This is a genomic window from Pseudomonas sp. NPDC090203 (assembly GCF_044746765.1).
GTDB classification, from domain to species: Bacteria; Pseudomonadota; Gammaproteobacteria; order Pseudomonadales; family Pseudomonadaceae; genus Aquipseudomonas; species Aquipseudomonas putida_AD.
Window position 1 is genome coordinate 261,286 of sequence record NZ_JBIVCV010000007.1, and the last position, 23,020, is coordinate 284,305.

The following is a 23,020-nucleotide window of genomic DNA, read 5'->3' on the forward strand; positions in this document are numbered from 1 at the left end:
CTGCTACGGACCGCACGTCCTCAAACCATAATAATGACCGGAGCCTGACCATGTCCCTGAGCGTGTTTGACCTGTTCAAGATCGGCATCGGCCCCTCAAGCTCCCATACCGTGGGCCCGATGCGCGCCGCTGCACGCTTCGTCGAAGGCCTGCGCCGTGACGACCTCCTGACCGCGACCGCCTCTGTGAAAGTCGAGCTCTATGGCTCCCTCGGTGCCACCGGCAAAGGCCACGGCAGCGACAAGGCCGTGTTGCTGGGCCTGGAAGGCGAGCACCCGGATACCGTCGATACCGAGCACGTCAGCGAACGCCTGCAACTCATTCGTGGCAGCGGGCGTATCAATCTGCTGGGCGAGCACAGCATCGAATTCATCGAAAAGCAGCACCTGCTGATGATCCGCAAGCCTTTGGCCTACCACCCCAACGGCATGATCTTCCGTGCCTTCGATGGCGCTGGCCTACAGATTCGCAGCCGCGAGTACTACTCGGTCGGCGGCGGATTCGTGGTGGATGAGGACGCCGCCGGTGCCGACCGTATTGTCGAGGACAGCACCGTGCTGCCCTACCCGTTCAAGACCGGCAAGGAATTGATGGCCCACTGCGCAAGCACCGGGTTGTCGATCAGCCAGGTGATGCTGGCCAACGAAGGGGCATGGCGACCGGAAGCGGAAACCCGCGCAGGCCTGTTGAAGATCTGGCAGGTCATGCAGGATTGCGTCGAAGCCGGTTGCCGCAACGAGGGCATCCTGCCGGGCGGGCTGAAGGTCAAGCGTCGGGCGGCTGCGCTGCATCGTCAGCTGTGCAAGAACCCGGAAGCAGCCCTGCGCGATGCGCTGTCGGTGCTGGACTGGGTCAATCTGTATGCCCTGGCCGTTAACGAGGAAAACGCCAACGGTGGGCGCGTGGTCACAGCGCCCACCAACGGCGCGGCGGGAATCATCCCGGCGGTGCTGCATTACTACATGCGCTTCATCACCGGCGCCAACGAAGACGGCGTGGTGCGCTTCCTGCTGACGGCGGCAGCCATTGGCATTCTCTACAAGGAAAACGCCTCGATCTCAGGCGCCGAAGTCGGCTGCCAGGGTGAAGTCGGCGTGGCCTGTTCCATGGCGGCTGGCGCGCTGTGCGAAGTGCTGGGCGGTAACGTGCAACAGGTCGAGAACGCTGCCGAAATCGGCATGGAACACAACCTGGGCCTGACCTGCGACCCCATTGGCGGCCTGGTTCAGGTGCCCTGCATCGAGCGCAATGCCATGGGCTCGGTCAAAGCCATCAACGCAGTGCGCATGGCCTTGCGCGGGGATGGCCAGCACTTTGTCTCGCTGGACAAAGTCATCCGCACCATGCGCCAGACCGGCGCCGACATGAAAAGCAAATACAAGGAAACAGCCCGTGGCGGGCTGGCCGTGAACATTATCGAGTGCTGATCCCAGCCCCCTCTTATCGTGTTCGGCGCCACCGGGCTGCCGACACGGACATGCATTCAAGGAGTCATCGATGTCCCAAGATCTGTTGAAAACCCCGCTCAACGCCCTGCACCGTGAACTGGGCGCGAAGATGGTCGAATTCGCAGGCTACGACATGCCGGTGCAGTACCCGGCTGGCGTCATGAAAGAACACCTGCACACCCGCGAACAGGCCGGCCTGTTCGACGTGTCGCACATGGGGCAGATCCTGCTCAGCGGCGCGAATGCCGCCCATGTGCTGGAAACCCTGGTCCCGGTGGACATCATCGACCTGCCCGTCGGCATGCAGCGTTACGCCATGTTCACCAATGAAGCCGGCGGCATCCTCGACGACCTGATGGTCGCCAATCTGGGTAACGACCAACTGATGCTGGTGGTCAACGCCGCGTGCAAGGAGCAGGACCTGGCTCACCTGCGCAAGCACATCGGCAATCAGTGCGAGATCACTCCGCTGTTCGAAGAGCGCGCCCTGCTCGCCCTGCAAGGCCCGCAGGCCGTGACCGCGCTGGCTCGCCTGGCCCCTGAGGTCGCGAAAATGACCTTCATGCAGTACACCTCAATGCCGATTGACGGCATCGACTGCTACATCAGCCGCTCGGGCTACACCGGCGAAGACGGCTATGAAATTTCGGTGCCGGCGGACCAGGCCGAATCCCTCGCCCGTCGCCTGCTGGCCGAGCCGGAAGTGGCCGCCATCGGCCTTGGCGCTCGCGATTCACTGCGTCTGGAAGCAGGCCTGTGCCTTTACGGCCACGACATGAACACCGAGACCACGCCAATCCAGGCCAGCCTGTTGTGGGCGATTTCCAAGGTGCGCCGTGCCGATGGCGCTCGCGCCGGTGGCTTCCCGGGCGCCGAGCAAGTGTTTGCCCAGCACCAAAGCGGTGCAGCCAGCAAGCGTGTCGGCCTGTTGCCGCAAGAGCGCACGCCCGTTCGCGAGGGCGCGCAAATTGTTGATGCCGATGACAAGCCAGTGGGTACCGTGTGCAGCGGCGGCTTCGGGCCGACCTTGGGCGCACCCGTGGCGATGGGCTATGTGGACGCTGCGTTCACAGCACTCGACACCCCGCTGTGGGCCATCGTGCGCGGCAAGAAAGTCCCGATGAAAGTGAGCAAAATGCCTTTTGTTTCGCCACGTTACTTCCGCGGCTGAGGGCTGACGTCAAAAAACAAGGCACCGCAACAGTGCATTTGACTGTTGCGGTGCTGCAACGTGACGCCGTTCAAAACAGCAATGAAATTGTCAGAAAACTGCACTTGATTACCCGCTTTAACAGTAAAAACTATCGATCACCCCGCCGTGGTTAAAGTTTTCAAAAAGTGGCCGAGAGCCCCTGAATCCGGGCTTATCCGGGGCTTGTTTTTTCTGCGGGAGTTAGCGTAGAGTTTCTCAACTGTGTTTGCATAGGTCGCTGGGATCGTGACCTGGGCAGTAGCGCCAAAAGCAATGCTACATCCCGCTCTACGTTTCTTCTTCCTGCAACCAGCCCAGTACTCTTTCGTGTGAAAGGGGCTGTCATTAATTTATGCTCCAAGGAATAAGAAAATGTCTCAACGTCAGAGCGGTACCGTTAAGTGGTTTAACGACGAGAAAGGTTTTGGTTTTATCACTCCAGAGAGCGGTCCGGATCTGTTCGTCCACTTCCGCGCTATTCAGGGCAACGGCTTCAAGAGCCTGAAAGAAGGCCAGAAAGTGACCTTCGTTGCTGTGCAGGGCCAGAAAGGCATGCAGGCTGACGAAGTACAAGCTGAAGGCTGATCGCCCAACGCACAAAAAGCCCCTGATGGCGACATCAGGGGCTTTTTTATGCCTGCGATTTCGTACACTGCACCCATCCCGGTGAACGAGCGCTGCCCATGTCCAGACACCTGTTGCGTCCTCAAGGCGACTTTCCTCCCGCAGGGCTGGGCAGGCGCCTGGCGGCGATTTTCTATGACGCGCTGCTGTGCGTGGCGCTGCTGACGGTCACCACGTTCATCTACAAACTGATCTGGATGGGCTTCGTCGGCGAGGCGAAGTTGCGGCAGATGTCCGAGTCCGGCGCACTGGATGGCGACCCACTGCTGTCCACCCTGCTGTTTTTTGCGCTGTTCGCCTTCTTCGCCAAATTCTGGACCCACGCCGGGCAGACGTTGGGCATGCAGGTCTGGGGCATCCGCGTGCAGAACGCCGATGGCACCGGGATCAGCCTGTGGCAGGCGCTGCTGCGCTTCGTGGTGGCGATCGCTTCATGGCTCTGCGTGGGGCTGGGGTTCTTCTGGAGCCTGTTCGACAAGCAAAAGCGCAGCTGGCACGACATGTATTCCGAAACCCAGTTGGTGCGTATTCCGAAGCAGAAGAAGTAGCGCCGGCCCCTGTAGGAGCGCGCTTGCCCGCGAGGCGTCGTGTCATCCGACATCAGCGTGCCTGAATCACCGCGGTCGCGGGCAAGCGCGCTCCTACAGGTCATCGTTTGGCCTGAATGCCGGGCACAAAAAAGCCGACCCTGAGGTCGGCTTTTCCCGTTACGCAGAAGCGATCAACCCGCCCGACGCAACAACCACACCCCCGCCAGCGCACAGATCCCGGCCGGCACCAGCACCGCGAACAGCGGCGAGAAGCCGAACACCAGGCTCGACGGGCCCAGCAGGTCCTGGGCGATGCGGAAGGTGAAGCCCACCAGCACGCCGGTGAAGACACGCTGGCCCAGTGTCACCGAACGCAGCGGACCGAAGATGAACGAGATCGCCATCAACACCAGCGCCACGGTCACCAGCGGTTGCAAGATCTTGGTGTAGAACGCCAGCCAGTAACGGCCGTTGTTCAGGCCCTGGTCGGCCAGATAATTCGCGTAGCCGTACAGCCCTGTCATCGACAGCGACTCGGGAGGCAGCACCACCGTGCTCAGCAACTGAGGGCTGAGGGCGATATCCCAGCGCTCTTCAGGGGCCGTCACGACTTCGGTACGGCCTTCATGGAAGACGGTCGTGGTGACGTCCTTCAGCTCCCAATAGTCCTTCTTGAAGTTGGCCTGCTTAGCGAAGCTGGACGTCAGCATGTGACGCTGGTCATCGAAGTGGTAGCGCGTCACACCGTACAGCAAACCATTGGGTTGCACGGTGTTGATGTGGATGAACTCCTCGCCCTGACGGTGCCACAGGCCGCGCTTGGCGCTCTGTGCATCGCCAGTGCCCTGGGCCAGCGAACGCGCTGCCTGGGCCTGCGCCTCGGTGACCGGGGCCACGTACTCACCGATCAGAAGACCAGCCACCATCAGCACCAGCATCGGCTTCATGACCGCCCAGACGATCCGGCCAATCGACACGCCAGCGGCGCGCATGATGGTCAGTTCGCTGCTGCTGGCCAGGGTGCCCAGGCCGATCAAACAGCCGATCAGCGCGGCCATCGGCAGCATGTCATAAAGGCGACGCGGCGCGGTCATGACCACGAAGCTGCCCGCATCCCAGAAGGTGTAGGTGTCGCTGATGTCGGCCATCTCGTCAATGAAGGCGAACAGCGAGGCCAGACCGAGGATGATGCCCAGTACGGCGAGAATCGCCATGAACACGCTTTTGCCGATGTAGCGATCGAGCTTAACCATGAGCCACCTCCGACGCTGCGCGGCGGCTGGCCATTTTCAGGCGCAGAGGCTCCCAGTACAAAAGTCCCAGCCCGATGGACAGGAATATCGCGTGCACCCACCACAAGCCCAGCACCATCGGGATCTTGCCCTTCTCCAGCGCACCGCGAGCGGCAATCAGGATCGTCAGGTAGGCCATGTACAGCAGGATCGCCGGCAGCAACTTGAGGAAGCGGCCCTGACGCGGGTTGACGCGGGCTAGCGGCACCGCCATCAGCGTCACGATGAACACCAGGATCGGCAGGGAAACCCGCCATTGCAGCTCGGCCTTGTTGCGGGCGGTGTCTTCTCCGCTCAGCAGCTCGCTGGTCGGGATCGCGTCGCGGTCGGTGATCTCATCGCTGATTTCAGGCTTGGGCAGCAGTGCACCGTAGGTGTCGTACTTGATCACGCGGTAGTCGGCCTGACCGGGGTTGCCGTCGTAGCGATAGCCGTTTTCCAGAATCAGGTAGCGGTTGCCGTCAGGCTTGATCTCCTGGCGCCCCTTCTCGCCCACCAGCACGGTGATGCCGTGGTCCTTCTTCTCGTCGAGCTTCTTCTCGGAGATGAACACGCCGCCCAGGTTGATCCGGTCGTCGGTCATGGTTTCGGTGTAGGTCACGCGGCTGCCGTCGCGCAGCAGCTGGAAACGGCCCGGCACCAGGGTGTCGAACTCGGTCATCGCATCCTGCTTGTTGATCAGCAGCTGGAACTGGGTCGCGCCTTGCGGGGCCAGGCTGAAGCTCAGCCAGGCGACCAGAAGCGAAACCAGGGCGGCTGGCGCCAGGGTCATCCACAACAGGCGCTGCTGGCTCATGCCGGTGGCGGCGAGGACCGTCATTTCGCTTTCCAGGTACAGGCGCCCGTAGGCCAGCAGGATGCCCAGGAACAGGCCCAGCGGCAGGATCAGTTGCAGGAAGCCCGGCAGACGAAAGCCCATGATCAGAAACAGCACGCCCGGATCGAGCGCACCGGACGCAGCCTGGGCCAGGTACTTGATGAAACGGCCACTCATGATGATTACCAGCAGCACGGCGCTGACAGCGCTCAAGGTAACCAGCACTTCTCGGGACAGGTAACGGAAGACAATCAAACCAGACACTCCAGGGTTGTCAGGCTAAGACAGCCTGACAAGGAAATGGATCAGCCATGATGCTCGCGACGGAGAACCACCGAAAAAATATGCGGCATTATCCTGTGATTGGGTGTGTCTGTCACTGCGTGCGCCGGATACTTCTTGCAACTGTATCGACAAGCCCGCCACACAAGACGTAGCACTGGCGTGCCAGACCTGCGCTTTGCGGGGTTGTCATCACACCTTGGCCGGGGTCAAACTGCGGGCCATGCCGCTGGCGTGGCGAAGCGAGACATCTCCGGCCGCGCCAGCCGCGAACTCATTTTGCGTAACCCACAGTTTATTCGGGGACCCCGACATGGAATTGGTTGTTAAGAGCGTCAGTGCAGAAACCTTGAAAACCGCCACCCTGGTGGTCGCCGTCGGCGAAGGCCGCGCGTTGAGCGAAGCTGCACAAAGCGTCGACACCCTGAGCGGCGGCGCGATCAGCGCGGTGCTCAAGCGCGGCGACCTGGCCGGCAAGGTCGGCCAGAGCCTGTTGCTGCACAGCCTGCCAAACCTCAAGGCCGAGCGCGTGCTGCTGGTCGGCACCGGCAAGGATGCCGAGCTGAGCGACCGTCAGTTCCGCAAGATCGTCAGTGGCGCGCTGAACACCCTGAAAAGCCTGGGCGGCACCGATGCGGCATTCGTGCTGGATCAACTGAGCGTCAAGAACCGCGACATCTACGGCAAGAACCGCCTGCTGGTGGAAACCCTGGCCGATGGCGAATACGTGTTCGATCGTTACAAGAGCCAGAAAGCCGACCCGCGCGCCCTGAAGAAAGTCACCCTGCTGACCGCCAAGGCCAACGTCGCTGACGTCGAGCGCGCCGCCAAGCACGCGCAAGCCATCGCTGCCGGCATGGCCGTGACCCGCGATCTGGGCAACATGCCGCCAAACATCTGCCACCCGACCTACCTGGGCGAACAGGCCAAGGCACTGGGCAAGGCCACCAAGGGCTTGAAAGTCGAAGTGTTCGACGAGAAGAAAATCGAAGAACTGGGCATGGGCTCCTTCCTCGCCGTTGGCCAGGGCAGCGCCCAGCCGCCGCGCCTGATCGTGATGCAGTACTCGAACGGCAAGAAGAGCGACAAGCCTTTCGTGCTGGTCGGCAAGGGCATCACCTTCGACACCGGCGGCATCAGCCTCAAGCCGGGCGCGGGCATGGACGAGATGAAATTCGACATGTGCGGCGCCGCCAGCGTGTTCGGCACCCTGAACGCCGTGCTGCAACTGCAACTGCCGATCAACCTGGTGTGCATCATCGCTGCGGCTGAGAACATGCCGAGCGGCAACGCGACTCGCCCGGGCGACATCGTCAAGACCATGAGCGGCCAGACCGTCGAAATCCTCAACACCGACGCAGAAGGTCGTCTGGTGCTGTGCGACGCCCTGACCTACGCCGAACGCTTCAAGCCACAGGCGGTGATCGACATCGCGACCCTGACCGGCGCCTGCGTGGTTGCCCTGGGCGGCCATACTTCGGGCCTGCTGGGCAACAGCGACGCGCTGATCAACCAGGTGCTCGAAGCGGGCAAGCGCGCTGACGACCGCGCCTGGCAACTGCCGCTGTTCGACGAATACCAGGAGCAACTGGACAGCCCGTTCGCCGACATCGCCAACATCGGCGGTCCGAAAGGCGGCACCATCACGGCGGCCTGCTTCCTGTCGCGCTTCACCAAGGCCTACGAGTGGGCGCACCTGGACATCGCCGGTACCGCATGGCTGAGCGGCGGCAAGGACAAGGGCGCCACTGGCCGTCCGGTTCCGCTGCTGACCCAGTACCTGATCGACCGCGCCGGCGTCTGACCCCGCTGCACAATGTGCCGACGCCCTGCGGGGCGTTGGCGCATGCTCTGGAAGAATCATGACCCAAGTCGATTTCTACATCCTGCCCAGCGCCGATCCACTCGCGCGCATGGACTTCGCCTGCAAGCTCACCGACAAGGCCTGGCGCCTTGGGCACCGGGTCTACCTGCATTGCAGCGACGCAGCCCAACGTGAAGAGCTGGACGCCCGCCTGTGGCGTTTCAAGGGCGAAACCTTCGTGCCCCACGGCCCGATCGAAGATGACCAGGACGCCCCCGTGGCGCTGGGCATCGGCACCGATCCGGGCACCCATCAGGATCTGCTGGTCAATCTGGACCTGCGTATCCCCGATTTTTTCAAACGCTTCGCTCGCATCGCCGAGATCGTCGTGGAGGAGCCGTCCATCCGGCTGGCCGCGCGGGAGAGTTTCCGCTTCTACCGCGAACAGGGCTATCCTCTGCAAGATCACCGACTGCAGCGTCTTTGAGCACACAATGGATAATTCAAAACCCCTTAAAGATCCCGCCCACCTGCTGGACGACCTCGAGTCGATCCGCCAGTTGCTCGGCGACGAATCCATGCAACCGCCACTGCTGACCGACACGCTGAACAGCGAAGGCCAGATCCCGCTGCTGTTCGACGTGGTCAGCGGCCAGGTGATTGCGGCGGATGACGCAGACATCCCGACCCTCGTAGCCGAGCCGCCAGCGGCCCCGGAGCCTGTCACCCCCCCGCCTGCGCCTCAGGCCGCGCCAGAGCCTGCTGCGCAAGCGACCGGTCCGAACCCGGATGACCTGCTGCACCTGGACAGCGAACTGCGCGCCGCCGCGCAGTTGATCATGCAAGACGTGATCGACGACTTCGCCCCGCACATCGAAAACGAAATCAAACGCCGCCTCGACGCACGGATGGAGCGGTTGCTCTCGCAGTACAACAATTGAACCTGTAGGAGCGCGCTTGCCCGCGACGGCGCCCTCGAAATTGCCGACGCCGGCAAGCCGGACTGCTACGGATCGTGGGGCTCATGCGTACGTCGGCAACCTGCAATCCGTAGGAGCGCGCTTGCCCGCGATTGCGGTGTGTCAGGTACCGGATGGATCGGCAGGCACACCGCCGTCGCGGGCAAGCGCGCTCCTACAAGTCCGACACATGCCACTCAGACGCCTGAATTTTCTCGCTTGTAGCTTGCAGCTGCCGTGAAAAGCTATACTTCCCGGCTTTTCCGACTCAAAGCAGATCAGGTTCCCGCCGCGCATGGACAAGACCTACCAGCCGCACGCCATCGAAACTTCCTGGTACCAGACCTGGGAGTCCGAGAATTATTTCGCTCCGCAAGGCGCGGGCGACTCGTACACCATCATGATTCCGCCGCCGAACGTCACCGGCAGCCTGCACATGGGCCACGGTTTCAACAACGCGATCATGGACGCCCTGATCCGTTTCCGCCGCATGCAGGGTCGCAACACCCTGTGGCAGCCGGGCACCGACCACGCCGGTATCGCCACCCAGATGCTGGTAGAGCGTCAGCTCGAAGCACAGGGCCAGAACCGTCATGATCTGGGTCGCGAGAAATTCCTCGAAAAAGTCTGGGAGTGGAAGGATCAGTCCGGTGGCAACATCAGCCGTCAGATCCGCCGCCTGGGCTCGTCGGTGGACTGGAGCCGTGAGCGCTTCACCATGGACGATGGCCTGTCCGAGGCTGTCAAAGAAGCGTTCGTGCGCCTGCACGAAGACGGCCTGATCTATCGCGGCAAGCGCCTGGTCAACTGGGACACCAAGCTGCACACGGCCATTTCCGACCTCGAAGTGGAAAACCACGACGAGAAAGGCAGCCTGTGGAACCTGCGCTACCCGCTGGCAGACGGCGCGAAAACCGCTGAAGGCCAGGACTACCTGATCGTCGCCACCACCCGTCCGGAAACCATGCTCGGTGACGCCGCCGTTGCCGTGAACCCGAACGATGAGCGCTACAAGGCCCTGATCGGCAAGTTCGTCGAGCTGCCGCTGGTAGGCCGTCGCATTCCGATCATCGCTGACGACTACTGCGACCCTGAATTCGGCACCGGCTGCGTGAAGATCACCCCGGCCCACGATTTCAACGACTACGAAGTCGGCAAGCGCCACAACCTGCCGTTGCTGAACATCTTCGACAAGAACGCCAATGTGCTGCCTGCCGCCCAGGTGTTCAACCTCGACGGCACGCTGAACGAATCCATCGACGGCACCCTGCCTGCGCAATACGCAGGTCTGGACCGCTTCGAAGCGCGCAAGCAGATCGTCGCAGCCTTCGACGCCGCGGGCCTGTTGGTCAGCGTCGACGACCACGCCCTGAAAGTGCCGAAAGGCGACCGTTCCGGCACCATCATCGAACCGTGGCTGACCGACCAGTGGTACGTCTCCACCAAGCCGCTGGCCGAGCCTGCCATCGCTGCCGTCGAAGATGGCCGCATCGCCTTCGTCCCGAAACAGTACGAAAACATGTACTTCTCCTGGATGCGCGACATCCAGGACTGGTGCATCAGCCGCCAACTCTGGTGGGGCCACCGCATCCCGGCCTGGTACGACGAGTCGGGCAAGGTCTACGTCGGCCGCGACGAAGCCGAAGTGCGTGCCAAGCACAACCTCGGCCCGGACGTTGCGCTGCAGCAGGACAACGACGTCCTGGATACCTGGTTCAGTTCCGGCCTGTGGACCTTCTCCACCCTGGGCTGGCCTGAGCAGACCGAATTCCTGAAGACCTTCCACCCGACCGACGTGCTGGTGACCGGTTTCGACATCATTTTCTTCTGGGTCGCCCGGATGATCATGCTCACCATGCATTTGGTGAAGAACGAAGACGGCACCCCGCAGATCCCGTTCAAGACCGTCTATGTGCACGGCCTGGTTCGCGACGGTCAGGGCCAGAAGATGTCCAAGTCCAAGGGCAACGTCCTGGATCCGCTGGACATCGTTGACGGTATCGAGCTCGAAGCCCTGGTGCAGAAACGCACCAGTGGCATGATGCAGCCGCAACTGGCCAAGAAGATCGAGAAGCAGACCCGCACCGAGTTCGCCGACGGCATCGCCAGCTACGGCACCGACGCCCTGCGCTTCACCTTCTGCTCGCTGGCGTCCACCGGTCGCGACATCAAGTTCGACATGGGCCGCGTCGAAGGCTATCGCAACTTCTGCAACAAGATCTGGAACGCTGCGCGCTACGTGCTGGACAAGGGCGAAGACTGCGGCCAGAACGGCGAAGCCTTCGAGCTGTCGCTGCCGGATCGCTGGATCATCTCGCAACTGCAACGCACCGAAGCCGAAGTGACCCGCCAGCTGGATCAGTTCCGTTTCGACCTCGCCGCCCAAGCGCTGTACGAGTTCATCTGGAACCAGTACTGCGACTGGTACCTGGAGCTCTCCAAACCAGTGCTGTGGGACGAAAACGCGCCGATCGAACGTCAGCGCGGCACCCGCCGTACCCTGGTTCGCGTACTGGAAGTGGCGCTGCGTCTGGCGCATCCGTTCATGCCGTTCATCACCGAAGAAATCTGGCAGCGCCTGGCGCCGCTGGCAGGTGCCGAAGGCAAGACCATCATGCTGCAACCCTGGCCTGTGGCCAACGAGGAGCGCATCGACGCGGCTGCCGAAGGCGACATCGAATGGCTCAAGGGCCTGATGCTGGGCGTGCGCAACATTCGTGGCGAAATGAACATCGGCCCGGGCAAGCCGCTGCAACTGTTCCTCAAGAACGCCAGTGCCGAAGACCAGCGTCGCCTGAACGAAAACGAGCACCTGCTGAAAAAGCTGGCCAAGCTCGAATCGTTCACCGTGCTGGCTGCAGGCGCCGAAGCGCCGCTGTCCGCGACCGCGCTGGTGGGCGAGATGGAAGTGCTGGTGCCGATGGCCGGCCTGATCGACAAGGGCGCCGAACTTGCGCGTCTGGACAAGGAAATCCAGCGCCTGCAAGGCGAAGTGCAACGTGTGGGCGGCAAGCTGTCCAACGCGGCGTTCGTCGACAAGGCACCGCCTGACGTCATCGCCAAGGAACGCGCCAAGCTGACCGAAGCCGAACAGGCACTGGGCAAGCTGGCCGAGCAGCACGCGCGGATCGCCAGTTTGTAACAACCGAATCAGCCAGCCCCGTCACGGGGCTGGCTGATGACCCCAAACCCTGTAGGAGCGCGCTTGCCCGCGACGGCGGTGTGTCAGCCGACATCAATGTGTCTGGTTCGAAGCCGTCGCGGGCAAGCGCGCTCCTACAGGGTTTTGTGTTCTCACGAGAATCGAATTCGTCATGACCACCCCAGACAAACCCAAACCCCCGCGCAAAAAGCCCAAGCCGGCCACAGCAGCCAAGCCCGCCGCCCCACGGGAAAAGGCCAGCCTGCACCCGCGCAATCGCCATCAGGGCCACTACGACTTCCCCAAGCTCATCAAAGGCTGCCCGGAACTGGGCCAGTTCGTGATCACCAATCCCTATGGCAAGGAAAGCATCGACTTCGCCAACCCTGCCGCCGTACGGGTATTCAACCGCGCCTTGTTGAAATCGTTCTACGGCATCGCCCACTGGGACATCCCGGCCGACTACCTCTGCCCACCGGTGCCTGGCCGCGCCGACCATGTGCACTTTCTCGCCGACCTGCTGGCTGAGCGCAACGACGGCGTGATCCCCCGTGGCGCCGCCGTCAAGGCGCTGGACATCGGCACCGGCGCCAACTGCATCTACCCGCTGATCGGGCACAGCGACTACGGCTGGCACTTCCTGGGTTCGGACATCGACAAGACCGCCCTCGCCTCGGCCACCACCATCGTCAAGGCCAACAACCTGGGCAAGGCGATCAGCCTGCGCCAGCAAGACAACCGCAAGCACATCCTCGCCGGGCTGTTGCAGCCTGAGGAGCGCTTCGACATCAGCCTGTGCAACCCGCCCTTCCACGCCTCGGCCGACGAAGCCCTGCGTGGCAGCCAGCGCAAATGGCGGGCGCTGGGCAAGGCCGATCCCAAGCGCAAGCTGCCGGTGCTGAATTTCGGCGGTCAGGCGGCGGAATTGTGGTGCGAAGGTGGCGAGGCGCGGTTCGTGACGCAACTGATCAGCGAGAGTGCGCAGATACCTCATCAGGTGCTGTGGTTCAGCACACTGGTGTCCAAGGCGTCCAACCTGCCCTTGATCCAGAGCGCACTGAAGAAAGCCGGGGCATTGGAAAGCCAGGTGGTGGAGATGTCACAGGGCCAGAAGCAAAGCCGCTTCGTCGCCTGGACCTTTCATGACCCGGCGCAGCAGGCAGCGTGGCGCGCAGAGCGCTGGGGGAACCGATAACCCGCTAGCCGATGGCTGTTCTGTGGGAGCGAGCTTGCTCGCGAAGAGGCCTGTACAGTCAATACACATCTTCGCCCTGACTTCCGCCTTCGCGAGCAAGCTCGCTCCCACAGAAGCCCTGCGACCCAGAAACTACAGGCACAAAAAAACCGTGTCCGGATCACTCCGCCACACGGTTTCTCAACAAGTCGCGTGTTCGCTTACTTGTTGACTGCGTCGGTCAGCACTTTGGCTGGAACGAACTTGACGACTTTCTTGGCAGCGATTTCGATCGCAGCGCCAGTCGATGGGTTACGGCCAGTGCGAGCTGGACGCTCGGTGATTTTCAGCTTGCCGATGCCTGGCAGAGTGATTTCACTACCGTTTTCCAGTTGGTCAGCGACGATTTGGCCCAATTGGTCCAGAGCATTGCGCGCGGTGGTTTTTGGCGCGTCGATAGCTTCTGCGATATCGGCGATCAATTGGTCTTTAGTCAGAGCCATGGTGGTGTTCCTTCCCTATCAATTCATATGGTTTGCAGAGTGTGTACAGACGCGAAATGTAGATGCTGAAATCGGCCTTTGGTTCGGCCGAACGCCCACAAACTGCATGCTTGGCGCGCTTCGGTGCGCAAGACCGGGCAAAACTAGCACAGAGACGGACAAATATCCGCACCTGACTAGCCATTTGGTCAGGTTTATCGCAGCTATGGTTCAAAAATAGGCAAAAGTCCCGGATTACAGGCCCAAAACGGCTCGCGCCACCCCGTGTCCGTTACGCGCCTGGCCTGTACGCCCCAGATGAGCACTGTCATTTGTGACAGTAGACAATGATCCGACGTTGGGCCTTAAATGCAGAGGCGTCCCCCCCAACCCCGGAGAGCTCATATCATGACCAGGGACTGGTTTCTCCCCCTCGCCGGTGCATCGGCGCTGGTGCTGACCTTCGCTTTCACCAGCCCCGCTATCGCTGGCCTACCCGAAGAGTCGCTGCCCGACCATGCCCCGCTGCTGCTGTCGCAGATCTTCATCCCCTTGCCTGGCCTCGCCAAGCCCAAGCCTCCACCTTCGCCTCCCCCACTGGAGCCGTCCAAGACCCAGTTGCAAAAGCCTGCGACAGTGTTGGCAGACGTGAACAAGAATTACACCAAGACCGCCAACAACTGTACCCAGGCAGGCTCGGCGGTGGCGCGCGGCCTCTATTATTGCAGCGGCGTATTAGTGCGCACGGTGGACGACGGCAACTTTGCACCCTGGTCCTACAGCCCAACCGCCGTACAGATCGGCGCGACCTCCTATGCATGGCTACGCAGCGACACTGGCATCACGCAGATCTACCACCCGGCCGGTTTCATTCTGCGCAACCGCACGGACGCCATGAGCCGCAACCTGCCAGGCCTGGAAACGGGCTTTATCTGCATCTATCCGTTCGACTCTTCCACCAGCCCCGGCAATGGCATGAAAGGTTGTGGTCTCAAGCCTCGGGCATTGACCGACCTGCAGGGCAACAACAACGCCAAGTACGCTTACGGCTCCTGCGAAGGGATCGGGGTGCAGACCGCGGCGCAATGGAACGCCGACTTCAACAAGCAGGGCCAGGTGACGAGTAAGCAGTGCTCATGGAATGTCGAAGATCCGGTCGGCTGGCGGGCGTCGATCAGCGCACACTCGACCTACCCAAACCGGAGAACGCTGTGGAATGAACTGCTGCTCAGCAACTACAACAATGGCAACAGCATGCCGCAGTACATCTCGGCCTTCTTCTACGATGTCAAGAAAGCCGGTGGGCTCGCCGCGGCCAGGAACTTCCAGAAGAAAATGAATGCGGCCGGCTACAACGTCCCCATCCTGCGGCTGGACTTCACCGCAGCCGCCGCCAACCGCTTCTCCTACGTAGTGGCCGATCAGGCAGTGGTGCAATAAGCAGTGGGGCAGGGCCATCGGCGCAGCCTGGGCGCGATCATCCATCGACGCAGTTGCGTTACACTGGGTGTCTTTGCGCAAGGCGGCCCGATGGCCCCTGCCCCTCTTCGACGCACCGAGAAGCCCCATGCCGATCCGTCACTGCATTGTCCACCTGATCGAAAAGAAACCCGACGGTACGCCCGCAGTCCTCCACGCTCGAGACTCCGAACTCGCCGAGTCCCAGGCCATCGAGAACATGCTGGCCGACCTCAACGAGAACTACAACGCCAAGCAGGGCAAGGCCTGGGGCCTGTTCCACCCGGAATCGGGCGCGCACCCGTTCAGCGGCTGGCTGAAGGAATACCTGGACGACGGCAAGGACTTCACCGCCTTCAGCCGAGTGGCCGTCGAGCACCTGCAAAAGCTGATGGAAGAATCGAACCTGTCGGTCGGCGGCCACGTGCTGTTCGCTCACTATCAGCAAGGCATGACCGAGTACCTGGCCATCGCCCTGCTGCACCACAGCGAAGGCGTGGCAGTGAACGAGTCGCTGGACGTCACCCCGTCCCGGCATCTGGACCTGGGCCAATTGCACCTGGCCGCGCGGATCAACATCTCCGAGTGGCAGAACAACAAGGCCTCCAAGCAGTACATCTCGTTCATCAAGGGCAAGAACGGAAAAAAGGTATCGGAATATTTCCGCGACTTCATTGGCTGCCAGGAAGGTGTCGACGGCCCCGGCGAAACCCGCACTTTGCTCAAGGCGTTCAGCGACTTCGTCGAGAGCGAAGACCTGCCTGAAGAATCGACCCGCGAGAAAACCAAGGCCCTGGTCGATTACGCCAGCAGCCAGAGCAAGATGGGCGAGCCCATCGCGCTGGAAGAACTCTCCGGCCTGATCGACGAAGACCGCCCCCGCGCCTTCTACGAACACATTCGCAACAAGGACTACGGCCTGTCGCCGGAAATCCCCGCGGATAAGCGCACCCTCAACCAGTTCCGCCGCTTCACCGGGCGCGCCGAAGGCCTGTCGATCAGCTTCGAAGCGCATTTGCTGGGCGACAAGATCGAATACGACGAAGAAAAAGGCACCCTCATCATCAAGGGCCTGCCGACCCAGCTCACCGACCAGCTCAAGAGGCGCTGACTTCGATGCTCGTGCGCACCCTCAAGAAGTTCGTGCTGATCCTGCTGGTGGTCGTGGTCTACCAGAACTGGGGCAAGATCGAAAACTTCGTCCACCCCGACCCTACCGTGTCGGCGCAGGTCCAGAGCAATGCCAAGGTCACCCTGTACGCCACCGACTGGTGCGGCTACTGCAAACAGACCCGACGCTTCCTCGACAGCAAGGGCATTCCCTACACCGAGTACGACATCGAGAAGTCCAAGGAAGGCCGGAAGGCGTACGAGGCGCTGGGTGGTCGCGGAATCCCTCTGATCGACGTGAACGGCACGTTGATCAGAGGGTTTTCTCCGGAAGAGATACTGGCGGCGTTGAAGTAGCGGATCTGTTTGGCGGTCAAGGATACTGGCCCGCTGCCTGATCGGCTTGCTGGAACTGGAAGCGCTGCGCGGCGGGTGCGGTGAAGCTCAAGCGCAGGATAAAAACGCGCTTGCCCGTAGCCGCCATCTTTATCTGAGGCCTTTGTGCAATCCCGAGCCAATAGATTTGAGCACGTCATAAACTGCCGCAATCTAACTCAGCCTAACCTCAAACCGAACTTCGTTAGACGATTTCGCGATAGTGATAGTTGCGATTTACGGCAGGCGCACAACGTGTGCTTATCGGAATCAATATTGTTTCGCGATAAACTTAATTTCGATTCGCTATATGAGTCTGGATCTAATGCAGACAATTGCCGGTGCATTCAGCGAGTTACAAGACCTTCCACTAAAACTCCAACTACTATTCATTCTCTGACAGGCAGCATCCGGACTTTGACAAAGCGAGGCATCATCTCCTATATGAAGCGAGATGCACCCAATAATGGAGATAACCGCCATGAAGGCAGCCCGGTACCTCGCCCCGCTATTGCTGATGCTGGTCGCTTGCTCATCACCACAAACAACGACACCATATGTACAACTGCAAAGACCCGCTGCCGTACTGGCCGAGGTACTCAAGAATTACACCGAGACCACTATCGATTGCCGTGAATATGGAACCAACAAGCCACGCGGTCACTACTATTGCAGCGGGGTTCTGGCGAGAGCGGTGGATGACGGAAACTTTCTACCCTGGATGTACAGTCCGTCGGCAATCGCCATTGGGGCTACATCGTACTCGTGGATGAGACAGGATGTCAGCCAAACGCAACTTTACCATCCCGCAGGCTTTATTCTCCGCAATCGCATCGACGCCATTGCCAACAACTTGCCTGGGCTGGAATCAGGATGGATCTGTCTTTATCCCTATGATGCCGCTACTTCGACCGCCAATGGGCATCGTGGCTGTGGTTACAGGGGCAGGAATAATCAGGAAGTGCGGGAGCCGCTCCCTGAAGATGACAACTCTCAATATGCATGGGGCTCTTGCGAACCACGCGGGATCCTTACAGCCACCCAATGGGACAACCATTTCACAAGCGTGGGGTACCAGCGTAGCCGGCAATGTTCCTGGAATGTCGACAGCCAACATGGCTGGAACAACATGATTGCCTCGCGGGACGATTTCCCGCAGTTCAGGACCGTCTGGAACGAACTGCTGTTGACGAACTACGGCGACGGCTCGCAAATGCCCAAATACATCGCCGCCTTCTTTTATGACGTCAACAAGGCAGGCGGCCTGGCTGCCGCGCGCCACTTTCAGGAGAAGATGAACAAAGCCGGCTACAACGTGCCAATCCTGAGACTCAATTTCACCGCTACGCCCGGCCAGCGGTTCAGCTACGTGGCCGGTGACCAGGTTGTCCCGCAATAGAAACAACCTGATCAGAGGCTCCGCTCAAGCGGCCTTTATCTGAAACCCATAGCGCGGGAAATGTACATGCACGATGCCCGCGCGTTCATCTTCACGGCGCAGGATGATTTCTTCGCGCCCGGTGAATACCAGTTCGCCTTGCACTGCATCAACGCCGTAGTCCACCGCTGACACACTCACCTGCTGTCCCGTCTCGAAGCCGTTGGGGTCAACGAAGGCTTCTTCCGGCAAAGCTGTAGGCTCAGCCTTGCGCGCGATCTCCACAGCATCGGCCGAACTCAGTTCGCTGGCCGCGCCATGACCAAAACCCAGCACGCGCTGATACCAGGCCAGTACGGCCGGGTAATCGTCCACCAGCGGCGCGGTGACGGGCGTCTGCTTCAGGAACCACAGGGTGTGGGCCACCGAGAAGTCGGCAATGGATGGCACGCCCAACAGGAAATCGCCGTTGCGCTCCAGCTGGGTTTCAAGACGGTTCATCAGCGTCGGCCATTGGTGCTGGGCCAATTCCAGCGGCACACGGGTCGCATTGCCACCATCGAACAGGGTCGCGCGGTCTGCGACGAACGCCTTCACCGCTTCCGGTGGCACCTTGGCGAAGCGCACAGCCAACGAAGCAGGCTGGAATACCAGGCTGACGGCGTGCAGGAACAGCACCGAATCAGCCCAGTTGGCCAGGCTCGCCGAGGTGAACTCCTGGCCTTCGGGGTAGAAGGTGGGCGAGGTTTTCTCGGCCTCAAGACGGCGGGCAATCAACGCCGTGTCGCAATAGATGTCCGCGCCTACTTGCAGTACCGGCGTCTTGCGATAGCCACCGGTGAGGGCCGTGACATCGGGTTTGGGCATGATTGACGGGATGATTACCGAACGCCACGACAGGCCCTTGAAGCCCAGCATCAGGCGCGCCTTCTCGGAGAACAGCGACGTTGGGTAGTGATGCAGGATCAACTCACTCATGTTTCGACCTCGGGGGCGAATGCATTGAATCCGGGAATGACGACCTTATGCCTCTCCCCGGCCACGGTACTCAGACAGCGGTCTAAGTTGAGCGTTGCCATTGATCACCACAAGTGACGAACAGGCCAAGTTCAGAGACGGTAGAAACATCGTTTTTCGTACGGGGCTTAAAGCAAGCTGATTTCGAACACGTGGGAGATCGTCTGGCTTTTCCCATCCCAGGCATACCGAACATGCTTGCCCTGAACCGGGACCGAGACCGCTGGGGGTCGAAACGCCGCGACACACTCATGCCCTTCCAGGCGCACACTGCGGTAGAGCAGCCCCCACGATCCCTCATCTCGCAGCGCTTTGGCGAAGGCTTGCGGGACGCCGTAGCGGGCAGGATCAGGCTCATGCAGTTCGGGGTGATCTGCGCGCACATCGTGGACTGGCTTGACGACCTGATTGACGTAAGTTCGCAATGTCAGCTCGATGTCCGGCTCGTTGGTGGCTGCCAGGAAGCGTTGCTGATGAAAGCGCGTTTCTGCGATGGCAGCCGCCTGGCTGTTCGCCGCGTAATAGATGCCGTAAGTCCCGTCGGTAAAGCGGCTCGCCTTGCCAATGTGAGTGAACGCCGCCATCACAGGGGTCGATCCCGGTCCTGAAACACGATCCTCGACAGCGACCCTGCGCAGAGAGCCGCACTGGTCCAGCAGACGATCATTGGTCATCGCTTCCAGGGCGTAAGCCATTTCGAGGTCGGCAGGGTTCAGCACATCCTCGAACAGCGTGATCGGAGGAAAGGCGCTGTTGATCATTCTGAACGCAGCCTCCCACGCCGGTATCACGGTGTGCGGTTGCTTCATCAGCCGCGCACTCCATCCAGGTATCGACGCACGTCTGCGATGTCCACCACCCGCCCGGCCAGCATGTATTGCAAGGCAGACTGCCCGTTGAACGGCGCCGCCGCGTTGGGTTTGGCGACCCACTCGTAAGCGCGCTCCAACTGGTTGCTGAAGATGATGCTCAGCGCCTTGTGAATACCCATCAGATAGGAAATACGTTCAAGCGTGTCGTGGGGCAGACGGATGTCAGGCGCGCGTCTGTATTTGTAGAAGGTGGTGTTGCTCACGGCGCCCAGCAGCGTCCGTTGCTCATCGACCGAGCAGCCCCAATGCGCCATGAGGTTGAAGAAGAACGTCAGCGCCACGCGTCCGGCTTCGGGTGTGTCAACGCCAACGCTGTCGTCGCGAGTGATCGCCAAGGCCGTCATGAATCGCGCTCCTGTCCATCGAATCTGATAAACAGACTAGTACAGATACGAACGAAATCAAACAGGTAATTCACATGCGAAATATCTGACAAAGCGGTTAAACGTTGTCCTACTCGCGCTCGTCAGCCAGCCTACGGAGCCGTAAGCCTTTTACCCAGACGCTACAGGACGAAGCTCGCAACAAGCGTTTCCTTGGCACTCTTGCGCAATTTCTTGATCAGCCGCTCCTGGCGCAGGGCCTCGCTCTTGTCGCGGCAGGCTTCGACATAGACCAGCGCCACGGCGGGGCTTGAGAAAAAGAAGCGCGCGCCCTTGCCGCTCTGATGCTTGGCAAAGCGCTTGTGCGGGTCGTCGCTGATACCGCAGTACAGCGAGCCGTTGGCCGCCCGCACCAGGTACACGAACCACGGTTTGGGCACGGCAGTCTCTGGGGCGAGGTCGAGGGCGACAGCGGGATCGGTCATGGGCAACAGGTAGCAGAAAACGCAGGAGCCGCGATTCTAACAGAGCCTCAGCGCCCCGCCTGATACGCCTTCAAGCCCTTCTGCGCCTGGGCACGGATGGCGTTCTGCACCATGGGCGTCCAGCCCAGCAGCGCGCCCTTGGCACCCAGGGCCTGACGGGACCAGCGCCACAGGTCGAAATGGTCGTGATGTTCGCTGATCTTGCCGTCGCGGAAAACGAATCGCGCCTGGATGTCGTTGACCACCGTGCGGCCGGTCTGGCTGAACAGGTAGGTCGCCACCCAGTGGGCGCCGCCGGAGCGTTCGTCGGCACGCACCTTGTCGAAACGAACGGAAAAGTCCCTGGCCCGCGAGGTCAGCATGCGCCACATGTCACCGGCCGCCTGGCCGCGCAGCTCACCGAACACCGGGTCGCTGAACAGCACATCGTCGGTGTAGCAGGCTGCCATGGCTTCAGCGTCGAGGCGATTGAACGCATCGTAGAAGCAGTTGATCAGCTCGCTGTTGTGCTCGCTCTGGTCAATGTCGCTCATGGGCAGGGCATCCATGGAAGAAGATCCCTGCACGATAAGCGCCAATGCGCCGTTTGACCATGGACATTCGCAGGGCAAATACCCTGACTCAGATTTTTTCGCTGGTAACGTCCACATAGAGCGCGCGGCCTGCGCCCATGCCGGCCAGAATCGCGAAGACCCCGATGATGCCGAAAATCCAGCCGACCGAGCTCCAGTTGCCCGTCCAGTCGTGCACCAGCCCCACCGCAAGCGGCCCCAAAGACGCCAGCGTATAGCCCACGCCCTGGGCCATGCTCGACAGGTTGGCGGCGACATGGGAATCACGGGAGCGCAGCACGATCAGGGTCAGCGCCAGGCTGAACGTACCGCCCTGCCCCAGCCCCAGCACCACGGCCCAGCCCCACAACTGATTGAGCGGGGCATACAGGCAGCCAAACAGGCCGGCCAGGGTCAGCAGCATGACCGCCAGGATCGCCACGCGCTGGTCCTTGCCACGGGTGGCGAACCAGGGAGCGGTGAGCGAGCTGACCAGCTGCAGCAAAATCGAGCCCGACAGCAGCAAGCCGGCTTCGGTCGGGGTCAGGCCGCGACCGATCAGGATCGAAGGCAACCAGCCAAACACGATGTAGGCCAGCGACGACTGTAGGCCCATGTAGAGAGTGACCTGGCGCGCCAGACGATCACGAAACAGCCCGCGCACGCGGTACGCCGCCTGATGCTGGCCGTGGCTCTGGCGGGTCTGCGGCCACCAGAAGATCGCCGCGAGAAGGGCCGGGACGATCCAGAAACCCAGGCCCATCGTCCAGCTATCGCCGTTCTCATCGCCAAAGACATGGCTCAACGGCACGGTCGACCCCGCCGCCACCGCCGCGCCCAGGCACAGCGCCATGGTATACACGCCGGTCATGGTGCCAGCCTGTTTGGCGAAGTCGCGCTTGACGATTCCGGGCAGCAACACGCCGATGATGCCGATGCTCGCACCGGCCATGATGCTGCCGGCGAACAGCCCGACCTCACCGAGCGAACTGCGCAGGATGATCCCGCAGGTCAGCGTCAGCAGAATCCCGAGCACCACACGCTCACTGCCGAAACGCCGCGCCAGGATCGGCGCCAGCGGCGCGAAAAGCCCCAGGCACAATACGGGCAAGGTAGTCAGCAAGCCGGCCTTGGCCGCCGACAGCCCCAGGCTTTTCGACACTTCGCTGAGCAACGGCGCCATGCTCGACAGCGCCGGACGCAGGTTCAGCGCCACCAGCACCAGCCCCAACAGCAGAAACCACGGGCGCTTGAGGACCGGGCGATGCTGCTGGACTTGCTCGTCATCCGCCTCCGCGTCGATCAGCAATTCGTCGATTTCATGATGTTTTCGGGAAGGGGATAGCGTGTCGCTCGCCGCAGGCGCCTTGGTCGTCATGGGATTCTCGTGGGGGCAGGATGTGTAACTGCGCAGAGCGCAAAGACGTAATCCTGTTGGAGAATGGCAAAGAACACAAGTTTCACGGGGATTGGGTACAAACGAACCCAATCCCTGTAGGAGCGCGCTTGCCCGCGACCGCGGTGTGTCAGACACCTACATACTGCCTGACACACCGCAGTCGCGGGCAAGCGCGCTCCTACAGCGATGAAATCAGCGATCCATCGGTCAAACCCGTAGACACCTTCCAGGTCTCTTGGCTAGGCGCCAACTAATCAAATCGAGCCCCAACCTTTACAGCTCGCTACTCATTTTTATGTATGACGA

At 61.2% G+C, this 23,020-nt stretch carries 22 protein-coding genes; 13 read left to right on the forward strand and 9 right to left on the reverse strand.

The window, feature by feature from the left end:
* The first annotated feature begins 50 nt into the window (after nt 1-50).
* The 4 genes from ACIPO9_RS14680 (at nt 51) to ACIPO9_RS14695 (ending at nt 3,812) form a co-directional block, all read left to right on the forward strand.
* On the forward strand, nt 51-1,427 hold the full coding sequence (locus tag ACIPO9_RS14680; protein WP_400604859.1) for an L-serine ammonia-lyase: 1,377 nt from the start codon (nt 51-53) through the stop codon (nt 1,425-1,427).
* Nucleotides 1,428-1,497: 70 nt separating this feature from the next.
* Nucleotides 1,498-2,619 (forward strand): glycine cleavage system aminomethyltransferase GcvT, encoded by a 1,122-nt coding sequence (gene gcvT, locus ACIPO9_RS14685; RefSeq protein ID WP_400781653.1) that lies wholly within the window; start codon nt 1,498-1,500, stop codon nt 2,617-2,619.
* 393 nt (nt 2,620-3,012) lie between these two features.
* On the forward strand, nt 3,013-3,225 hold the full coding sequence (locus ACIPO9_RS14690) for a cold-shock protein (protein WP_007934683.1): 213 nt from the start codon (nt 3,013-3,015) through the stop codon (nt 3,223-3,225).
* A 98-nt stretch (nt 3,226-3,323) separates the two neighbouring features.
* Nucleotides 3,324-3,812: an RDD family protein gene (locus ACIPO9_RS14695; protein WP_400781655.1), complete on the forward strand. Its 489-nt coding sequence runs from the start codon at nt 3,324-3,326 to the stop codon at nt 3,810-3,812.
* Between the two features lie 173 nt (nt 3,813-3,985).
* Here the strand turns inward: ACIPO9_RS14695 and lptG are convergent, their stop codons facing one another.
* Entirely contained in the window at nt 3,986-5,047 is a 1,062-nt protein-coding gene (gene lptG / locus ACIPO9_RS14700) for an LPS export ABC transporter permease LptG (RefSeq protein ID WP_400781658.1), read from the reverse strand.
* Nucleotides 5,040-6,158, reverse strand: a complete 1,119-nt coding sequence (gene lptF, locus ACIPO9_RS14705; protein ID WP_400604866.1) for an LPS export ABC transporter permease LptF — start codon at nt 6,156-6,158, stop codon at nt 5,040-5,042. The genes lptG and lptF overlap by 8 nt, the downstream gene beginning before the upstream one ends.
* Nucleotides 6,159-6,498: 340 nt before the next feature.
* On the opposite strand from lptF, the gene ACIPO9_RS14710 reads away from it, so the two are divergent.
* The 5 genes from ACIPO9_RS14710 to rlmF all read left to right on the forward strand — a co-directional run bounded on the left by ACIPO9_RS14710 (nt 6,499) and on the right by rlmF (nt 13,285).
* Nucleotides 6,499-7,989: a leucyl aminopeptidase gene (locus ACIPO9_RS14710; protein ID WP_274135136.1), complete on the forward strand. Its 1,491-nt coding sequence runs from the start codon at nt 6,499-6,501 to the stop codon at nt 7,987-7,989.
* A 58-nt stretch (nt 7,990-8,047) separates the two neighbouring features.
* Nucleotides 8,048-8,476, forward strand: a complete 429-nt coding sequence (locus tag ACIPO9_RS14715) for a DNA polymerase III subunit chi (protein ID WP_400781661.1) — start codon at nt 8,048-8,050, stop codon at nt 8,474-8,476.
* 7 nt (nt 8,477-8,483) lie between these two features.
* A complete protein-coding gene (locus tag ACIPO9_RS14720) occupies nt 8,484-8,930 on the forward strand; it encodes a DNA polymerase III subunit chi (RefSeq protein WP_400781663.1) in 447 nt (148 codons plus the stop codon).
* Between the two features lie 313 nt (nt 8,931-9,243).
* A complete protein-coding gene (locus ACIPO9_RS14725) occupies nt 9,244-12,090 on the forward strand; it encodes a valine--tRNA ligase (protein ID WP_400781666.1) in 2,847 nt (948 codons plus the stop codon).
* 172 nt (nt 12,091-12,262) lie between these two features.
* Complete coding sequence (gene rlmF / locus ACIPO9_RS14730) at nt 12,263-13,285, forward strand: 23S rRNA (adenine(1618)-N(6))-methyltransferase RlmF (protein ID WP_400781668.1); 1,023 nt, start codon at nt 12,263-12,265, stop codon at nt 13,283-13,285.
* A gap of 200 nt (nt 13,286-13,485) precedes the next feature.
* Here the strand turns inward: rlmF and ACIPO9_RS14735 are convergent, their stop codons facing one another.
* Nucleotides 13,486-13,767 (reverse strand): HU family DNA-binding protein, encoded by a 282-nt coding sequence (locus ACIPO9_RS14735; RefSeq protein WP_274135131.1) that lies wholly within the window; start codon nt 13,765-13,767, stop codon nt 13,486-13,488.
* Between the two features lie 387 nt (nt 13,768-14,154).
* Between ACIPO9_RS14735 and ACIPO9_RS14740 the strand changes: the two genes are divergently transcribed.
* The 4 genes from ACIPO9_RS14740 (at nt 14,155) to ACIPO9_RS14755 (ending at nt 18,088) form a co-directional block, all read left to right on the forward strand.
* Complete coding sequence (locus tag ACIPO9_RS14740; protein ID WP_400781671.1) at nt 14,155-15,186, forward strand: hypothetical protein; 1,032 nt, start codon at nt 14,155-14,157, stop codon at nt 15,184-15,186.
* 127 nt (nt 15,187-15,313) lie between these two features.
* Entirely contained in the window at nt 15,314-16,315 is a 1,002-nt protein-coding gene (gene yejK / locus ACIPO9_RS14745; RefSeq protein ID WP_274135129.1) for a nucleoid-associated protein YejK, read from the forward strand.
* Nucleotides 16,316-16,320: 5 nt separating this feature from the next.
* Nucleotides 16,321-16,671: a glutaredoxin family protein gene (locus ACIPO9_RS14750; protein ID WP_274135128.1), complete on the forward strand. Its 351-nt coding sequence runs from the start codon at nt 16,321-16,323 to the stop codon at nt 16,669-16,671.
* A 499-nt stretch (nt 16,672-17,170) separates the two neighbouring features.
* Nucleotides 17,171-18,088 (forward strand): hypothetical protein, encoded by a 918-nt coding sequence (locus ACIPO9_RS14755; protein ID WP_400781674.1) that lies wholly within the window; start codon nt 17,171-17,173, stop codon nt 18,086-18,088.
* Nucleotides 18,089-18,112: 24 nt separating this feature from the next.
* Here the strand turns inward: ACIPO9_RS14755 and ACIPO9_RS14760 are convergent, their stop codons facing one another.
* The 6 genes from ACIPO9_RS14760 to ACIPO9_RS14785 form a co-directional block, all read right to left on the reverse strand.
* On the reverse strand, nt 18,113-19,045 hold the full coding sequence (locus tag ACIPO9_RS14760; RefSeq protein ID WP_400781676.1) for a glutathione S-transferase family protein: 933 nt from the start codon (nt 19,043-19,045) through the stop codon (nt 18,113-18,115).
* 167 nt (nt 19,046-19,212) lie between these two features.
* A complete protein-coding gene (locus ACIPO9_RS14765; protein ID WP_400781679.1) occupies nt 19,213-19,893 on the reverse strand; it encodes an RES family NAD+ phosphorylase in 681 nt (226 codons plus the stop codon).
* Complete coding sequence (locus tag ACIPO9_RS14770) at nt 19,893-20,300, reverse strand: MbcA/ParS/Xre antitoxin family protein (RefSeq protein WP_274135124.1); 408 nt, start codon at nt 20,298-20,300, stop codon at nt 19,893-19,895. Before ACIPO9_RS14770 ends, ACIPO9_RS14765 begins: the two co-directional genes overlap by 1 nt.
* 161 nt (nt 20,301-20,461) lie before the next feature.
* Nucleotides 20,462-20,764 carry a GIY-YIG nuclease family protein gene (locus ACIPO9_RS14775; protein WP_400781682.1) on the reverse strand — a complete coding sequence of 101 codons (303 nt, stop codon included), beginning with the start codon at nt 20,762-20,764 and terminating at the stop codon, nt 20,462-20,464.
* Between the two features lie 47 nt (nt 20,765-20,811).
* A complete protein-coding gene (locus ACIPO9_RS14780; protein WP_400605203.1) occupies nt 20,812-21,297 on the reverse strand; it encodes a nuclear transport factor 2 family protein in 486 nt (161 codons plus the stop codon).
* A gap of 88 nt (nt 21,298-21,385) precedes the next feature.
* A complete protein-coding gene (locus tag ACIPO9_RS14785; RefSeq protein ID WP_400781683.1) occupies nt 21,386-22,693 on the reverse strand; it encodes a CynX/NimT family MFS transporter in 1,308 nt (435 codons plus the stop codon).
* Between the last annotated feature and the right edge of the window lie 327 nt (nt 22,694-23,020).

Coding starts and splice junctions, on each gene's coding strand:
- ACIPO9_RS14680 (WP_400604859.1), top strand. CDS start 51: ATGTCCCTGAGCGTGTTTGACCTGTTCAAGATCGGCATCGGCCCCTCA.
- gcvT (WP_400781653.1), top strand. CDS start 1,498: ATGTCCCAAGATCTGTTGAAAACCCCGCTCAACGCCCTGCACCGTGAA.
- ACIPO9_RS14690 (WP_007934683.1), top strand. CDS start 3,013: ATGTCTCAACGTCAGAGCGGTACCGTTAAGTGGTTTAACGACGAGAAA.
- ACIPO9_RS14695 (WP_400781655.1), top strand. CDS start 3,324: ATGTCCAGACACCTGTTGCGTCCTCAAGGCGACTTTCCTCCCGCAGGG.
- lptG (WP_400781658.1), bottom strand. CDS start 5,047: ATGGTTAAGCTCGATCGCTACATCGGCAAAAGCGTGTTCATGGCGATT.
- ACIPO9_RS14710 (WP_274135136.1), top strand. CDS start 6,499: ATGGAATTGGTTGTTAAGAGCGTCAGTGCAGAAACCTTGAAAACCGCC.
- ACIPO9_RS14715 (WP_400781661.1), top strand. CDS start 8,048: ATGACCCAAGTCGATTTCTACATCCTGCCCAGCGCCGATCCACTCGCG.
- ACIPO9_RS14720 (WP_400781663.1), top strand. CDS start 8,484: ATGGATAATTCAAAACCCCTTAAAGATCCCGCCCACCTGCTGGACGAC.
- ACIPO9_RS14725 (WP_400781666.1), top strand. CDS start 9,244: ATGGACAAGACCTACCAGCCGCACGCCATCGAAACTTCCTGGTACCAG.
- rlmF (WP_400781668.1), top strand. CDS start 12,263: ATGACCACCCCAGACAAACCCAAACCCCCGCGCAAAAAGCCCAAGCCG.
- ACIPO9_RS14735 (WP_274135131.1), bottom strand. CDS start 13,767: ATGGCTCTGACTAAAGACCAATTGATCGCCGATATCGCAGAAGCTATC.
- ACIPO9_RS14740 (WP_400781671.1), top strand. CDS start 14,155: ATGACCAGGGACTGGTTTCTCCCCCTCGCCGGTGCATCGGCGCTGGTG.
- yejK (WP_274135129.1), top strand. CDS start 15,314: ATGCCGATCCGTCACTGCATTGTCCACCTGATCGAAAAGAAACCCGAC.
- ACIPO9_RS14750 (WP_274135128.1), top strand. CDS start 16,321: ATGCTCGTGCGCACCCTCAAGAAGTTCGTGCTGATCCTGCTGGTGGTC.
- ACIPO9_RS14755 (WP_400781674.1), top strand. CDS start 17,171: ATGAAGGCAGCCCGGTACCTCGCCCCGCTATTGCTGATGCTGGTCGCT.
- ACIPO9_RS14760 (WP_400781676.1), bottom strand. CDS start 19,045: ATGAGTGAGTTGATCCTGCATCACTACCCAACGTCGCTGTTCTCCGAG.
- ACIPO9_RS14765 (WP_400781679.1), bottom strand. CDS start 19,893: ATGAAGCAACCGCACACCGTGATACCGGCGTGGGAGGCTGCGTTCAGA.
- ACIPO9_RS14770 (WP_274135124.1), bottom strand. CDS start 20,300: ATGACGGCCTTGGCGATCACTCGCGACGACAGCGTTGGCGTTGACACA.
- ACIPO9_RS14775 (WP_400781682.1), bottom strand. CDS start 20,764: ATGACCGATCCCGCTGTCGCCCTCGACCTCGCCCCAGAGACTGCCGTG.
- ACIPO9_RS14780 (WP_400605203.1), bottom strand. CDS start 21,297: ATGAGCGACATTGACCAGAGCGAGCACAACAGCGAGCTGATCAACTGC.
- ACIPO9_RS14785 (WP_400781683.1), bottom strand. CDS start 22,693: ATGACGACCAAGGCGCCTGCGGCGAGCGACACGCTATCCCCTTCCCGA.